The sequence below is a fragment of the Brachybacterium endophyticum genome, from assembly GCF_003130585.1.
Taxonomy (GTDB): domain Bacteria; phylum Actinomycetota; class Actinomycetes; order Actinomycetales; family Dermabacteraceae; genus Brachybacterium; species Brachybacterium endophyticum.
The window spans coordinates 27,650-41,939 of sequence record NZ_QFKX01000001.1; the positions used below are offsets into that span (position 1 = coordinate 27,650).

General features: G+C 72.4%; 14 protein-coding genes. 7 read left to right on the forward strand and 7 right to left on the reverse strand.

Going from position 1 to position 14,290, the window contains the following annotated elements:
- Window positions 1-2: 2 nt before the first annotated feature.
- The gene (locus tag DEO23_RS00135) at window positions 3-647 is read left to right on the forward strand and encodes a DUF624 domain-containing protein (protein ID WP_109273998.1); all 645 of its coding nucleotides are present in this window, start codon (window positions 3-5) and stop codon (window positions 645-647) included.
- Window positions 647-1,732 (forward strand): LacI family DNA-binding transcriptional regulator, encoded by a 1,086-nt coding sequence (locus tag DEO23_RS00140; protein WP_109273999.1) that lies wholly within the window; start codon window positions 647-649, stop codon window positions 1,730-1,732. The genes DEO23_RS00135 and DEO23_RS00140 overlap by 1 nt, the downstream gene beginning before the upstream one ends.
- A gap of 9 nt (window positions 1,733-1,741) precedes the next feature.
- On the opposite strand, the gene DEO23_RS00145 is transcribed toward DEO23_RS00140, so the two are convergent.
- Window positions 1,742-2,719 carry a helix-turn-helix transcriptional regulator gene (locus tag DEO23_RS00145; RefSeq protein ID WP_109274000.1) on the reverse strand — a complete coding sequence of 326 codons (978 nt, stop codon included), beginning with the start codon at window positions 2,717-2,719 and terminating at the stop codon, window positions 1,742-1,744.
- Between the two features lie 108 nt (window positions 2,720-2,827).
- Here DEO23_RS00145 and DEO23_RS00150 point away from each other — a divergent pair, with 108 nt between their 5' ends.
- Together DEO23_RS00150 and DEO23_RS00155 are read left to right on the forward strand one after the other, a co-directional pair.
- Window positions 2,828-3,403, forward strand: a complete 576-nt coding sequence (locus DEO23_RS00150) for a mycothiol transferase (protein ID WP_109274756.1) — start codon at window positions 2,828-2,830, stop codon at window positions 3,401-3,403.
- Between the two features lie 24 nt (window positions 3,404-3,427).
- Window positions 3,428-4,012: a DinB family protein gene (locus DEO23_RS00155; protein ID WP_109274001.1), complete on the forward strand. Its 585-nt coding sequence runs from the start codon at window positions 3,428-3,430 to the stop codon at window positions 4,010-4,012.
- 31 nt (window positions 4,013-4,043) lie between these two features.
- On the opposite strand, the gene DEO23_RS00160 is transcribed toward DEO23_RS00155, so the two are convergent.
- The 4 genes from DEO23_RS00160 to DEO23_RS00175 form a co-directional block, all read right to left on the reverse strand.
- Entirely contained in the window at window positions 4,044-5,573 is a 1,530-nt protein-coding gene (locus DEO23_RS00160; RefSeq protein WP_109274002.1) for a M81 family metallopeptidase, read from the reverse strand.
- A gap of 14 nt (window positions 5,574-5,587) precedes the next feature.
- Window positions 5,588-5,995 (reverse strand): VOC family protein, encoded by a 408-nt coding sequence (locus tag DEO23_RS00165; RefSeq protein WP_240613135.1) that lies wholly within the window; start codon window positions 5,993-5,995, stop codon window positions 5,588-5,590.
- A 123-nt stretch (window positions 5,996-6,118) separates the two neighbouring features.
- Window positions 6,119-7,075, reverse strand: a complete 957-nt coding sequence (denD, locus tag DEO23_RS00170) for a D-erythronate dehydrogenase (RefSeq protein ID WP_109274004.1) — start codon at window positions 7,073-7,075, stop codon at window positions 6,119-6,121.
- Entirely contained in the window at window positions 7,072-7,821 is a 750-nt protein-coding gene (locus tag DEO23_RS00175) for a FadR/GntR family transcriptional regulator (RefSeq protein WP_165831673.1), read from the reverse strand. Before DEO23_RS00175 ends, denD begins: the two co-directional genes overlap by 4 nt.
- Window positions 7,822-8,105: 284 nt before the next feature.
- Here DEO23_RS00175 and DEO23_RS00180 point away from each other — a divergent pair, with 284 nt between their 5' ends.
- From DEO23_RS00180 to DEO23_RS00190, 3 genes are read left to right on the forward strand one after another with little or no spacing between them, the layout of a single operon-like run.
- Entirely contained in the window at window positions 8,106-9,557 is a 1,452-nt protein-coding gene (locus DEO23_RS00180) for a GntT/GntP/DsdX family permease (RefSeq protein ID WP_109274006.1), read from the forward strand.
- A 26-nt stretch (window positions 9,558-9,583) separates the two neighbouring features.
- Complete coding sequence (locus tag DEO23_RS00185; protein ID WP_109274007.1) at window positions 9,584-11,032, forward strand: four-carbon acid sugar kinase family protein; 1,449 nt, start codon at window positions 9,584-9,586, stop codon at window positions 11,030-11,032.
- A complete protein-coding gene (locus DEO23_RS00190) occupies window positions 11,025-11,942 on the forward strand; it encodes an NAD(P)-dependent oxidoreductase (protein ID WP_109274008.1) in 918 nt (305 codons plus the stop codon). Before DEO23_RS00185 ends, DEO23_RS00190 begins: the two co-directional genes overlap by 8 nt.
- Before the next feature lie 58 nt (window positions 11,943-12,000).
- Here DEO23_RS00190 and DEO23_RS00195 read toward each other — a convergent pair whose 3' ends face one another.
- Both DEO23_RS00195 and DEO23_RS00200 read right to left on the reverse strand, forming a co-directional pair.
- On the reverse strand, window positions 12,001-12,861 hold the full coding sequence (locus DEO23_RS00195; RefSeq protein ID WP_109274009.1) for a glycerophosphodiester phosphodiesterase: 861 nt from the start codon (window positions 12,859-12,861) through the stop codon (window positions 12,001-12,003).
- Entirely contained in the window at window positions 12,861-14,261 is a 1,401-nt protein-coding gene (locus DEO23_RS00200) for an ABC transporter substrate-binding protein (protein ID WP_109274010.1), read from the reverse strand. The genes DEO23_RS00195 and DEO23_RS00200 overlap by 1 nt, the downstream gene beginning before the upstream one ends.
- Window positions 14,262-14,290: the final 29 nt, after the last annotated feature.

The following is a 14,290-nucleotide window of genomic DNA, read 5'->3' on the forward strand; positions in this document are numbered from 1 at the left end:
ACATGACGGAGATGCGCGGAGGTGTCCACGGCGTCATGGCGGCCCTCGCCTGGCTGCCGCGGCTCCTCGCCCTGCACCTGGCCTGGGTGGCGCTCACCCTGGCCGGCGGGGTGATCGGCGGGATCGCCCCGGCCACCGCAACCCTGGTGGCCCTCCTGCACGGGGACGAGGAGCTCGCGGGGGATGCCGGAGCGGGGCCGCGGGCTCGCGCGGTGCTGCGGCGCTACCGGGAGGAGTTCGTCCCGGCCAATCGCGCCGGCGGTCCTTTCGTGCTCATCGTTCTCGCCGCCGCGGCCGACCTGGCCCTCGGCGTCGCAGGCGCCCTTCCGGCGTGGTTCTTCCCGCTCGGGTTCGCGCTCGCCGGCCTCTTCGCGGCAATCGGCGCACTGGCGCTGTTCCATGCGATCTCCCTGCACGTGCTGCGTCCCGACGCGCCGGCTCCGGTGCTGTGGCGCGGGGCGCTGGGCGGGATCGTGCTGCTGCCGCTCGCCTCGGCCTCGTGGACGATCACCCTGGTCGCAGCGGTGCTCGTCTCGGGGATCATCCAGCCCGTCGGCCTCCTGCTCGGGGGTGGGATCCTGGTCGCCGTGACCACTCTCGTCCTCGTCCGCTCCTGGCAGTCGCGGCTCGACGCCGCGACGGCGTGATGCCGCTCGATCCGGTCGCCCCCGCCGCCGCGGTCGGGGGTGGGGGGCCGTCGGTCCGCCCGCGCAACGTCACCATGCGGGAGGTCGCCGAGCGCCTCGGCGTCTCGATCAAGACCGTCTCCAACGTGCTCAACGAGCGCCCGAACGTGGGGCCGGCGACCCGGGAGCGCGTGCAGCAGGCGATCCGCGAGCTCAACTACCGCCCACAGGTCGGTGCCCAGCAGATGCGCACCGGCACGACGGGCCTCATCACCCTCGCGATCCCCTCGCTCGCGGGCACGTACTTCTCCGAGCTCGCGCAGGCCTTCGCCGACGAGGCCCAGCGGCGGCGGCGCAGCATCATGCTGCACAGCACCGCCGCGGGACGCGAGGAGGAGGCCAGCGTGCTCTCCGGCTTCACCCGGGTGCTGGGCGACGGCGTCGTGTTCAACCCCCTGCAGATCGGGGAGGACGTGGTCGCGGGACTGGATCGCACGATCCAGCCCACCGTGTTCATCGGCGAGCACCTCGAGGAGACGGGCCTGCCCGCGGGCAGCGACTACGTGCGCACCGACAACGCGAGCGCGGCCGAGGACGCGACGCGTCACCTCCTGGACCTCGGGCGCACCCACGTCGTCTACCTGGGGGCGCTGGACGTCGTCGAGGCGCAGCAGGCGCACTCCACCAGTCGTCTGAGACTGTGCGGATTCCACCGGGCGATCGCCGAGGCGGGCCTGGGGGAGGGTGTCGTCCAGACCGTGCCCACCTGGACCCAGGAGGGCGGCCTCGGCGCCGTGCAGACCCTGATGCGCGAGCATCCCGAGACCGACGGGATCGTGTGCGGCAACGACGACCTGGCCCGCGGGGTGCTGCTGGGGCTGCGTGGCCTCGGGATCGACGTGCCCGGTCAGGTCTCCGTGATCGGGCACGACAACATCCTCGAGTCGCCCTTCACCACGCCGCCGCTGACCACGATCGATCCCGACAAGCAGGCGCTCGCGGCGACCGTGCTCGACCTGCTGATCGAGCGAATCGGCGGGTACGACGGCCCGCCGCGGGTCGTCGAGGCGCCCTATCGCCTGGTGGTGCGGGGGAGTGCGGGCTGAGGGGCTGGGTCACGCCCCGCGCGCCCACGCCCCGATCCGTGCGATCTCCTCGTTCAGCTCGGGTGGGTCGAGCACCTCGACGGGCAGCCCCAGCCAGGCCAGCTGCAGGGCGATCCAGGACAGGTCACGCGCTCCGGCCCGCAGGATGCAGGCGTCGTCCCCGTCGGGTGTGACGGTGCCGGCGAACGCCGGGATGCGCGGTCCGACCTCAGCGGCCGGCCGCAGGATGCGCACGCTCGCCCCCAGCGGGTACGGCCCGACGCTGATCGATTCGCGCACGTGGGCCTCGATGTCGGGCGTGGGCCGGGGCGTGAAGCGGAAGGTGCTCGCGCGCACCTCGTGCATGCGGTCCAGGCGGAAGGTGCGCCAGTCCTCGCGGTCGAGGTCCCAGGCGAACAGGTACCAGCGACCGTTGATCGAGAGCACCCGGTAGGGCTCGATGCGGCGGTGTCGGCGCTCGCCGTCGGCCCGTTCGTAGTCCAGGCGCACCTGCACGCCGTCGCGGACCGCGCGGGCGAGAGTGACCAGGGTCGAGGAGAGGATTCCGTGGCCGGCCGTGGCCGTCCCTCGGCTGCCGGCGCCGCGGGGCGAGGTGTCCACGACGTGCAGGGCCTCGGTGACGGCGGAGACCTCCGCGCGGACGCTGGGCGGGAGGATCCCGTCGAGTTTGGCGAGGGCACGGACCGCCTGCTCGCCGAGGCCGTCGATGCCCGAGCCCGCGGCGAGGCGCAGCGCGACCGCGACGGCCGTGGCCTCCTCGCCCTCGAGCAGCAGCGGTGGCAGGGCGCGGCCCGCCCCCAGCTGGTACCCGCCGCCGTGACCGTTCGAGGCGAGCACCGGGTAGCCCATCTCGCGCAGCCGGTCGACGTCCCGTCGCACCGACCGGGTGGTCACGTTCAGCTCGTCGGCCAGCTCCGGCCCGGTCCACACGGTGCGGGACTGCAGAAGGTTCAGCAGTCGCAGGGTCCTGCGGGTCACGTCGCTCATGGGGAGAGTCTGCCGCACTCAGAGGACAAAAACCGTCCGCTATGGCGAGGAGCGTGGGCCGTGCACCAGCCGACGAGCACCGTGCTCGAACCCGATGAGGAGCCTGTGATGCCTTTCCTGACCCCTGACACGACCGACGAGCCCGACACCCTGGCGACCTTCGCGGCCCAGCAGATACGCCAGCTCGCGACCGCTCTCCATGGCCTGAGCCCGCAGCAGCTCGCCGCGACGCCGAGCGCCTCGGCGATGAGCCTCGGGGCGCTCGCCCGGCACGCCCTCTTCGTCACCGAGAACGTGCTCGCCGGGGTCCGTGCAGCTCCGGAGAGGACCGCCGGCGCGGATCGCCCCGTCGAGGTCGCCGCGCTCGAGGGGGCGATCGACCCGGGTGCCCTGCGGTCGGAGGACTCCGCCGAATCCCTCATCGCCCTGCTCGAGGAGCAGGCGCAGGTCGCGGATCAGCTGTTGCGGAAAGTCGACCTCGACACCGAGGTCCCGATCCCGGACCAGCCCTGGTTCGTGGGCGCCGAGCACTGGAACAACCGCTGGAGCACCCTGCACCTGATCGAGGAGATCGCCCGCCACGCCGGGCACGCGGACATCATCCGCGAGAGCATCGACGGCAAGGGCACCTACGAGCTCAACGTCCTCGCCGAGGGCGGCACCTGGCCGCCCGAGGGCTGGTGAGAACCGCTCACGAAGGAGAGACCGATGACCGAGCAGCACGACCAGAGAACCGCCCGCGGTGCCCTGCTCGCCCAGATCCAGGGGCACTGGGAGGACATCGCCCGTCCCCGCCTGGAGGGCCTCACCGACGAGGAGTACTTCTACGACCCCACGCCCGCGTCGGCCGGGCCCGCCTGGAGCGTGCACCCGCGCAGCGAGGTCCGCTCCGGCACCCAGGCCGGCAGCGGTGACCTGGTGATCGACTTCGAGTTCCCCGAGCCCACCCCGCCCCCGCTGACCACGATCGCCTGGCGACTGGGCCACGTGATCGTGGGCGTGCTGGCCATGCGCAGCCACGGCCACTTCGACGGCCCCGAGGCCGACTACATGACCTGGGAGTACGCCGGCAGCGCCGACGAGGCGCTCGCGCAGCTCGACACCGAGTACGAGCGCTGGATCAGCGGGCTGCGCAGCTGGGACGAGAAGGACTTCGCGGCGCCCTGCGGACCGTCCGAGGGCCCCTACGCGGATCACCCGCGCACGGCGATCGTGGCCCACATCAACCGGGAGCTGATCCACCACCTGGCCGAGATCGCGCTGCTGCGCGACCTCTACGCGCACAGGGGCTGAGGGCGCCCCGGAGGTCGCCGGCGCGCCGTGCTCAGCGCAGCACATCCGCTGACGTGGGCGCGGGGATCTCGGCGTCGAAGGGGAGCATCGGCCGGGAGATCCTCCGGTGGCCGAGACGCACGAGGTCCTGGTCGACCCCGCCCGGGGTGAGCGCCATCATCCAGGCGGCCGCCGCTGCGTGCTGGTCCGGCTCGAGGTACCCCATCTTCACCACCACCACGTCCGGGCCGGTCATCGAGAGGCCCAGACGCGCGAACATGGCCGCGGTGGAGAACTGCGAGCGGCGCGAAGTGACGACGAGCCTCAGGCCGCTCGGCCGCGCATCGCGCGTCCCGTCGAGCACGCGAAGGACCGCGGCGTGGCCGGTGGCGGGGGAGTCGTCGAGCGCCTCCACCTCGATCTGCAGCGGCACCGGGCCGGGTGTGCGCTCATCGATCCTCCCGCCGACGTGCACGGCGCCGCTCCCGCCGACGCCGAGACCACGGGCATGATCGACGGTCTCGGGATCGACGATCGAGACCAGCAGGGCTTCGACCTCGCCCGCGCGGATCTCGGGGCGTGCGGCGAGGGTGGCGAGGCAGGCGGTGGTGTCGTCGGCGCCGCCCGCTCCGGGGTTGTCCCCGGAGTCCGAGATCCAGAACGGGCGCTCCTGCGAGGCGATCGCCGCGTCCAGGCACTCCTCGAAGGTGCCGGTCGGGGCGACGAAGGCGAACTCGTGCCGCGCCTCCCAGATGTCCGTCACGAGCTCGAGAGCCGCCGCTTCGACGGCGTCGGCTTCGGGACCGTACGCACACACGGCCGCCTGACAGCGGGGTTCGTCGGCCCAGGCGAAGCCGATCCAGTAGGAGACGTCGGTGACGCCGTCGCGACCGGCGAGCTCGGGGATCCGTGCGTACAGCGAGGCCGCGGGCTCGACGCGGGTGGACGTCATCTCACCGGGCAGCAGGATCGGCACGTGCACGAGAGCCTTGCGGGGCTTGGGCGCGACGGCGTCGACGGGAACGTCCGAGAAGGCGTCCAGCAGGTTCCGGACAGCACGCTCCCGGGTCTCCGCGACGTCGACGTGCGGGGCCGTGCGATAACAGGTCAGCTGGTCACAGCCCTCAAAGAGCACTGGTGACACGTTGCCGTGCAGATCCATCGAGGTGCCCACGAGCACGTCCGGGCCGATCACCTCGCGGATCGCGGTGATCAGGTCGCCCTCGGCGTCGTCGAGACCGATCACGCTCATCGCACCGTGGATGTCGAACCAGAGGCCGTCCAGCGGTTCCTCGCGGACCAGGGCACGGAGGCCCTCGAGGATCTCGCGGCGCCAGGCCGCGTAGTCCTCGTGGGCGAGGGGTCCGCCGGGCAGCGCCCCGGCATGCAGGACGCCCAGCCACCTCGCGGCCTCGCGCAGGGATGAGCCCGGGGTGAGGAAGGGATGGCGTTCGAGGACGGCGTCTCCGCGGCGCACGTCGAAGTCGGCCGCCGTGGAGACGTAGGGCGTGAAGGTCGAGGACTCGATGTGGATCCCGCAGACCGCGATCCGGGGGAGGGGGCGGGTGGCGGTGTGGGGCATCGATGCTCCTGGTCTCACTGATCGTCGGCCGCGACCCCGAGCTGCCAGCTCACCCCGAACCGGTCCTGCACCCATCCGAACGGCCCGAAGCCGTAGTCGTCCAGGGGCATCATCGCCGTGCCGCCCTCGAGGAGGGCAGCGAACACGCGCTCCTGCTCGGCCTGGTCGGCGCAGTCGACCCACAGCGAGACGCCGGGCGACATGTCCCAGGCGTGCTCGATCGGGGAGTCGCTGAGGCGCAGGCGCTGGCCGGCTCCGACCTCGATCTCGGCGAGCTGGACAGCTCCCTCGGGAGCGCCGGAGCCCTCCGGCCACGGCTCACGGCTGAGCTCGCGACCGTCCTCGAACAGGCTCGTGTACAGGGCGATGGCGTCGGCGGCGTGCTGGCCGCGCGAGGGCTGCAGGGTGAGGAACGGGATCATGCGACGCATCGGAGCCTCCGGAGATCGAGCGGCGGGCGCGGGGTGCGTGAGCCGCCGCGGTGGCACCCAGTCTCCCGCATGGAACCGACGTCGGCAGGGAGTCCGCGGTTCCCGACGGGCGCCTCAGGGCGCCGCGAGGTGGTCCTCCACGTACTCCTGCACCATCTGAGCGAAGCTCTCGTCGCGCACGAAGCCCCGCTCCAGCAGGTCGTCGACCTCGAAGGCACCCGGCCAGGAGCCGACGATCGCCGTGATCCGCGCATCCGGCTCGTCCCGGACCAGGGAGCGTGCGACGTCGCCGCCGACCCGGCCGAGGGTCTCGAGCATCTCGCCGACGCTCACCGTGAGCCCCGGGATGTTCATGACCCGCCAGCTGCCCAGGTCCTCGGGCGGGAGGTCGAGGGCGTGGAGCAGGTTCGTCACGGCCGTGCGCGGAGCCGAGAGCCACATGAGCGTGTCGTGGGGGACCGGGCAGACGGACTCGACGCCCTGCAGGGGCTCACGGATGATCCCGCTCGCGAAGGAGCTCGCCGCGGAGTTCGGCCTGCCCGGCCGCACGCTGATCGTGGGCAGCCGGCACACCCGACCGTCGACGAAGCCCTTGCGGGAGTACTCGTTGACCAGGAGTTCGACCACGGCCTTCAGGGCGCCGTAGGTGGAGTCCGGCTGTGTCGCCCAGCTCGACGGGACCACGCTCGGCACCTCGCCCCCGAAGACGGCGAGCGAGCTGGTGGCGACGAACCGCAGCGGGGCGTCGGCGCCGGCGGAGACGGTGCGGGCACGCTCGAGCAGGGCGCGGGTGCCGTCGACGTTCACGTGCATCGAGAGGTCGAAGTCGTCCTCGGACCCACCCGAGAGCACCGCGGCCAGGTGGATGATCGCCGTCGTCTCCGGGCCGACGGCCTCTTCGAGGACTCCCTGGTCCGCGAGGTCCCCCACCACGGAGCGCACGCGCGGGCTCGTGTGCGCCGAAGGGGCGAGGTCCAGCGAGACCAGCTCCTCCTCGCCGCCGCGCTCGAGGAGCGCCTCGGTGACGAGGCCTCCCAGGAATCCTGCGCCGCCGGTGATCACGATGCTCATGCGTCCTCCTCGGACCTCGTCGTCTCGTCGTCTCTGTCCGGACCCTCGAAAGGAGCCTCGAGCTGGATGCCGGGCGTCGCCCGGACCGTCTGATCCATGTGCCCGCTCATCGCCTGTGCGGTCGCGGCGGGGTCGCGGTCCTGCAGCGCAGCGATCAGCCGCTCGTGCCAGGCGATCGCCGCCTCACGCACCTCCCGCGTGCTCGAGGTGCGCCGCCGGACCTCGAGCAGCATCTTCTGCAGGGGCGCGAAAGCGCCGGTCAGGAACGGGTTCCCCGCAGCCTCGATGATGATCTCGTGGAAGCGGACGTCCGCCTCGGCGGTGCGATCGACGTCGCCGTCCAGCTCGGTGCGCAGGGTCGTCAGCGTCGACTCGAGCGCCGCGATCTGCTCGTCGGTGATCCGCGACGCCGCCAGCTCCGCGATGCCCACCTCGAGGACCCGCCGGGCCTCCATCAGCTCGGAGACCAGCTCGCCGGAGTCCTCCGAGAGGCGAGCGCGCACGGCGACGACCTCCGGGTCCAGCACCGACCACTGCTCCACGGCGGCGATGCGGTTGCGCCGACCCTGCTGGACGTCGAGCACCCCGCGACCGACCAGGCCGCTCACCGCCTCGCGGACCGTCAGCCGGGAGACCTCGAGGCGTTCGGCGAGCCGTGCCTCGCTGGGGAGCTCGCTGCCCACGGCGAACTCGCGCTCGCCGATGGCTTCCAGCAGCGCCTGCGCGGCGCGGGTCGATGCCTTCATCGTGCCCCTCCGATCGAGAACCCTCGTCGCTCGCCGCTGCGCCCCCGGTGACCAAGGACGGTCCTGGACCCGGACGGAACGGCCCCGTCGGACCGTCGGCGCCGACGGGCTCGTTGACAGGGCGAGCATGCGCCTCCTAACTTATCTGATATCTGATGAGTGCGGGCGGTGATCCTCGCAGCCGACGCCACACCCACACTCGATCGGACGCCCTGGGGCCGGCTCCCCGCGAGCTCCGCTCCCGCTCAGGGAGCACCCCGCCGAACGGAATCGATGAGGATTTCATGTCACCCACCGTCCTGGTCCTGCTCGGGCTCGCCTCCGTCGCCGCGATCCTCGTGCTCATCATCAAGGCCAAGGCCCACCCCTTCCTCGCCCTGCTGCTGGTCTCGATCGCCCTCGCGCTCGCGGCCGGGATCCCGATGGGCAAGGTGATCCCCCTGCTCCAGGAGGGGATGGGCGAGACCCTCGGGTCGGTCGCCCTGATCGTCACCCTCGGCGCGATGCTGGGGCGGATCATCGAGGTCTCCGGCGGGGCCGAGGTCCTCGCTCAAGCCCTGCTCAAGGCCTTCGGGCCGCGCCGGGCGCCGTGGGCTCTCGGCGCGGCGTCGTTCCTGTTCGGGATCCCCGTCTTCGTGGACGTGGCGACGATCGTGCTGGTGCCGATCGTGCTCGCCGTCGCCCGTCGCATCACCGGGCGCGTCAACATGCTCGCCTACGCCCTGCCCACGGTCATGGCCCTGCTGACGGTCCACGTGGTGCTCCCGCCGCACCCCGGCATCGTCGGCGGCGCCGAGCTCATGAAGTCCGACGTCGGCCTCGTGCTCCTGGTCGGGCTGTTGCCGGCGATCGTCATGGGCCTGTTCTCGCAGTTCATCAGCGCAGTCCTGGTCAAGCGCACCTTCTCGCCCGTGCCGGCGGCGGGCTCGGGCGCTGCGGGCGTCCCCGGCAGCGGGACGGACGAGGCGGCCGGGAGCGGCGAGGGGACCGGACCCGAGGCCGGCGGAGGCACCGCCACCACGACCGCGACGAGGACCAGCACGGCCGTGCGACCCCCGAGCGTGGGTCTGGTGCTGGCGATGATCCTGGTCCCGCTGGTGCTGATCATGGCGCAGACCGTGAGCTCCCTGGTCCTGCCCGACTCCAACCCGGTGCGGGGCGTGTTCGACCTGGTCGGGGCCTCACCGGCCGCGCTGCTGATCGGCGTGCTGCTGGCGATCGGGTTCCTCGGACTGCGCCGGGGATGGGGGCTGCGCCGCGTCGAGGACGTCGTCGCCTCCTCGCTGCCCGCCACGGCCGCGGTCATCCTGATCACGGGGGCCGGCGGCACCTTCGGGCACGTGCTCGAGGGCACCGGGGTCGCCGAGGCCGTGGCCGGTGTCCTCACCGGGACCGGCCTGCCGGTGTTGCTGCTCGCCTGGCTGATGGCCGCCCTGATCCGCGCGGCCCAGGGCTCGGCCACCGTCGCCACCCTCACCACCGCCCCGCTGATCGCCCCCATGGTCGCCTCCGCCGGCCTCTCGGCGCCGCAGATCGCCCTGGTCACCATCACCATCGGGATCGGCTCGATGGCCCTCTCGCACGTGAACGACTCCCTGTTCTGGGTGTGGAGCCGCTACTTCCAGGTCGAGACCGGGGCGGCGCTGCGCTCCTACACCGTCGCGACCACGGTGACCTCGGTGGTCGGCTTCGCGGTCGCCTGCCTGATGTGGCCCCTCGTCGCCCTCATCTCCTGAACCATCCGCCCCGGAAGGAACAGCCCATGTCCCCCTCGGCCCCCACGGCCCCCTCGCGTCGAGTGCTCGTCCTCGACGACGACCCCACCGGCTCGCAGTGCGTCGCCGGGGTGGACGTCGTCCTCACCCCCGAGGGCGCGACCATCGCCCAGGCACTGCGCGAGCCCGGTTCGACGTGCTTCGTCCTGACCAACACCCGCGCCCTCGACGAGGCCGACGCCGTGGCGGTGAACCGCCGGGTGCTGGAGGACGTGATCGCCGCGGGCGTCGACCCCCGCGGCCTGCACGTGGTCTCCCGCTCCGACTCCACCCTGCGCGGGCACGTGATCACCGAGCCGTCTGCCCTGGCCGACGTGCTCGCCGCGCACGACCGCGACGTCGACGGGATCCTGTTCTGCCCGGCGATGATCGAGGCCGGCAGGCTCACCGAGGGCGGGATCCACCGGGCCCGCATCGACGGCGAGCTCGTCGAGGTCGCCTCGACGCCCTTCGCGGCCGACGCCACCTTCGGGTACTCCCGCTCGGACCTCGCCGGCTTCCTCGAGGAGCGCTCCGGGGGAGCGGTGCGTGCGGGCGACGTGCTCCAGGTGGGGCTCGAGGACATCCGCGACGGCGGCGTGGACCGCGTCACCGAGATCCTCGCCGCGGCGCGGGAGCGGCAGTGGATCGCCGTGGACGCCGTGGAATACGAGGACATGGAGGTCGTCGTCGCAGCCCTCGCTCGCGTCGAGGAGCAGGGGCACGTGCTGCTGACGCGCTGCGCCCCTTCCTTCGTCCGCCCCCTCGCCGGCCAGCACGGCGCACAGGTCCTCGCCGCCGAGGACGTCCCGGGGGATCCCTCGAGATCCGACCACGGGCTGGTCGTCGTCGGCTCCCACGTGCCGCTGACCACGCGCCAGCTCGAGCGGCTGCGCGGGCGCGGCGGCATCGAGGAGCTCGAGCTCGAGGTGCCCAGGCTGCTGGACGCCGACTCGCGACGTCGTCACCTCGACGAGGTGGTGGCCGGTGCGCGCGAGGCCCTGGAGCGCTCCGAGGTCGTGGTCTCCACCAGCAGGGACCTCGTGCGCAACGACAGCCCCGACGAGTCCCTCGCGATCGCCCGGTCCGTCTCCGACGCGGTCGTCGAGGTCGTGCAGCAGCTGCGCTCCTCGCGCCCGTCGTGGGTCGTCGCCAAGGGAGGGATCACCTCCCACGAGGTCGCCGCGAGCGGCCTGCAGATCCGTCGCGCCGAGGTCGCGGGCCAGTTCTTCCCCGGTCAGATCTCGCTGTTCGATCCGATCGATGCTCCCGAGGAGGTGCTCGGGACGCCCTACGTCGTCTTCCCCGGGAACGTCGGCGGCGACGACGCCCTCGCCGAGGTCGTCGAGGTGCTGGCCAGGGCGCAGGCCGCCTCTGCCCCAGCCAGCATCCCGAACCCCGCCACCCCGGACACCACCGCCCCGGACACCACCGCACGAGGAGACCACGATGAGTGAGACGACGCCGCTGGATGCCACCCGGATCGGGTGGATCGGCCTCGGGGCGATGGGGAGCCCCATGGCCACTCTCGCCGCCGCGGCCGGGGCGTTCGTGACCGCCTACGACGTGAATCCCCGCGCCCTCGAGGAGCTCGACCCGCGCGTGCGGGGTGCCGAGAGCGCTCGCGAGGCCGTCGGCGGCTGCGACCTCGCCGTCGTGATGGTCGCGACGGGTGCCCAGCTGGACGAGGTCCTGTTCGGCGAGGCCGGGATCGGCGAGGCGTTGGACCCCGGGTCCCTGCTGCTGATCATGTCGACCGTGGGCCCCTCGGCCGTCGAATCGGCCGCTCGCGCCGTGGAGGGCCGCGGTGTGGCCGTGGTCGATGCTCCCGTCTCCGGGGGCACCGCGCGGGCGGGGACCGGGGAGCTGCTGATCATGGTGGGCGGCCCCGGGGCGGACGTCGACCGCACCCGCCCGCTGCTGGACGTGCTCGCGGCGAACGCGCCGCTGGTCGGCACCACCGTGGGCGACGGCCAGCGGTTCAAGGTGGTCAACCAGCTGCTGTGCGGGGTGCACATCGCGGCGGCGGGCGAGGCCCTCTCCCTCGCGGACGCCATGGGGCTGGACACCGCCCAGGTGCTCGAGGTGCTCGGCGGCGGGGCCGCGGCCTCGTTCATGCTCGCCGACCGCGGCACGCGTATGGTCGCCGGCGAGTTCGACGAGGTGCGCTCGGCGCTGGACATCTTCGTCAAGGACATGGGGCTGGTGGCCCAGGCCGCCCGCGAGGTCGATCAGCCCGTGCCGGTCGCGGCCGCGGCCGAGCAGCTGTACGTCCAGGGCCGCCGCGACGGACTGGGCCGCAAGGACGACTCGATCGTCTACTCGGTCGCGCGGGGCGGGAGGGCCGGCGGGACGACCGGAGGCTGAGCCGACGTCGGACGCCGGGCCGACGCCGGACGCGTCGCGCGGTGACCCCCGAGCGGGGTCACCGCGCGAGCGCCTCCTGCTCCAGCTCCATCGCCTCGAGCACCGCACGCGCCCACGCCGGGTCGTCCGTGGTGAGGGTGTCGACGCCGAGCTCGGCCGCGAACACGACCGCATCGGGATCGTTCAGCGTCCAGGCGTTCAGGGCCAGCCCCATCGCCTGCGCCCTGATCACGTCGTGCTCGCGCAGGTTCGTCAGGGTCAGCCCGAAGGTGCGGGCGCCGATGCCGATCGCGTAGTCCCAGTCGTCCTCCGTGGGGGTCTTCGTGATCAGGCCGATCGCCTGCTGGGGTGCGACCCGCCGCACGGTCTCCAGCGCCTCGCGCAGGAACGAGATGACGACGACGCGGTCCCTGCCGTGGGCCTCGACGACCCCGTGGGCGGCAGGCGCCGGCAGTGTTTCGTCCGACGGGGCATCCCGCACGGCGACCGTCGCGTCCTCCTGCGCGGCAGCGGCCCGGGAGAGCAGCAGACGCGCGACGGGCTCGGCAGCCGCGGGGGCCTTCACCTCGAGCAGCAGCGGGACCTGCGCCTCCGCCGCGAGGTCGAGGACCTCCTCGAGGGAGGGGATCGGTTCGCCATCGGCACCGTCCCGTTCGTGCTCGCGCCCTCCGCTCACGCGCACGTCGGCCAGCTCGGCGGTGGTGAGCTCGGCGATCGCCCCGGAGCGCCGCGGCGAGTCCTCGGCCACGGTGCGGTCGATGCGCGCGTCGTGGATGACCACCAGGCGACCGTCGGCGCTCAGGTGCACGTCGCACTCGAGCAGGTCGGCGCCGTCGGCGACGGCTCGGCGGAAGGAGGTCAGCGTGTTCTCGGGCAGCACGTTCTTCGCGCCGCGGTGCCCGACGACCAGGGAGCGCATCAGCCGATCACCTTCTCGATGTCCTCGCGGTTGTCGTCCAGGACCTTCTGGAGCTTCGGGGCGAGGGCGTCGAGGACGGGCTTGGCGTCCTTGTCGTCGCCGTAGACCTGGGCCATCGCCGCCGCGATCTCGGTGACCGCGCCCTGGAACCAGTTGGTGCGGTCGGCCGTGTGGGCGTTCTCCAGCTGGTCCAGCGCGACCTTGAAGTTCGGGTCCTGCTTCACGAGGTCCTTCACGATCGTGGTGTCCTTGGCGGCCTTCACGATCGGCACGTAGCCGGTGCCCTTGTGCCAGCGGGCGGAGTTCTCGGGCTCGGCGAGGAAGCGGAACAGCTCGGCGCAGGCGTCCTGTCGGTCCTTGGAGTCCCCGCGCACGATCGACAGTCCGCTGCCGCCGGTGGGGACCTTCGTGGGTGCGTTGACCTGGCCCAGCATGAAGGCCGCGCCGACCTCGAAGTCCGCCTCGTCGGTGAAGCCGCGCAGCGAGGCGGTGGAGCCGCGGGTGCCCGCCGAGATGCCGGTGGTGAAGTCGGTGCCGGAGGCCTTGGCCATGTACGCGAACTTGTCCTCGTGGATGAACTTCCGCTGCCACTCGAGCCACTCGACGCCGGCATCCTGGTTGATCGTGACCTCGAAGTCCTCGGAGTTCTTGCCGCCGAATGCCCAGATGTCGGCCTGGCCGAACCATTCGTCCTCCGCGCCGAAGGTCATCGCCGCGAGCGGCTTGCCGTCGACCTTGACCTTGGTGAGCTCGGGGGCGAACTCGGCGAGGTCGTCCCAGGTCTTCGGCCCCTCCTCGGGCAGTCCCAGCTTCGTGTACTGCGTCTTGTTGTAGTAGAAGAGCGGGTTGGAGCGGGCGAAGGGCACCACGTAGGTGCTGCCGGCGGCCTTCCCCTCGTTCACGTAGTTGGGCAGGTAGACGTCGAGGTTCCAGTCGTCGTCGAAGTAGCCGTCCAGCGGTGCGAGGGCGCTGGAGAAGTAGAACTGCAGCCACTGCATCTCGGGGAAGCAGACGATGTCCGGGACGGCCTTGGCCTGCAGGGCGGCCGTGAACTTCTGGTTCAGGTCGGCGTAGGAGCCCTGGGACTCGCTGATCGCGACGATGTCGTCCTGCGACTCGTTGAACCTCTTCAGCAGGTCCTGGACCTCGGTGTACAGGTTCCCCGTGAACGGTGCCCAGAACAGGATCGGCGTGCGGTCCTCGTACTTCGCAGGCACCTCGAGGTCCGCCTGGGAGAAGCCGGTGCGCACGGGATCGGAGGCGTCGTCGGAGCCTCCGCCGGGGGCCCCGCAGGCGGTGATGCCCAGGCCCGCGGCGCCCAGCCCGATCCCGGTGAGGAGCGTTCTGCGGGTGGGCGTCAGGCGAGCTCGGCGGGGCGGGGTGAGGAGAGAGCGGGACATGGGCGGACCTCCGGATCAGTGGGGTGAGG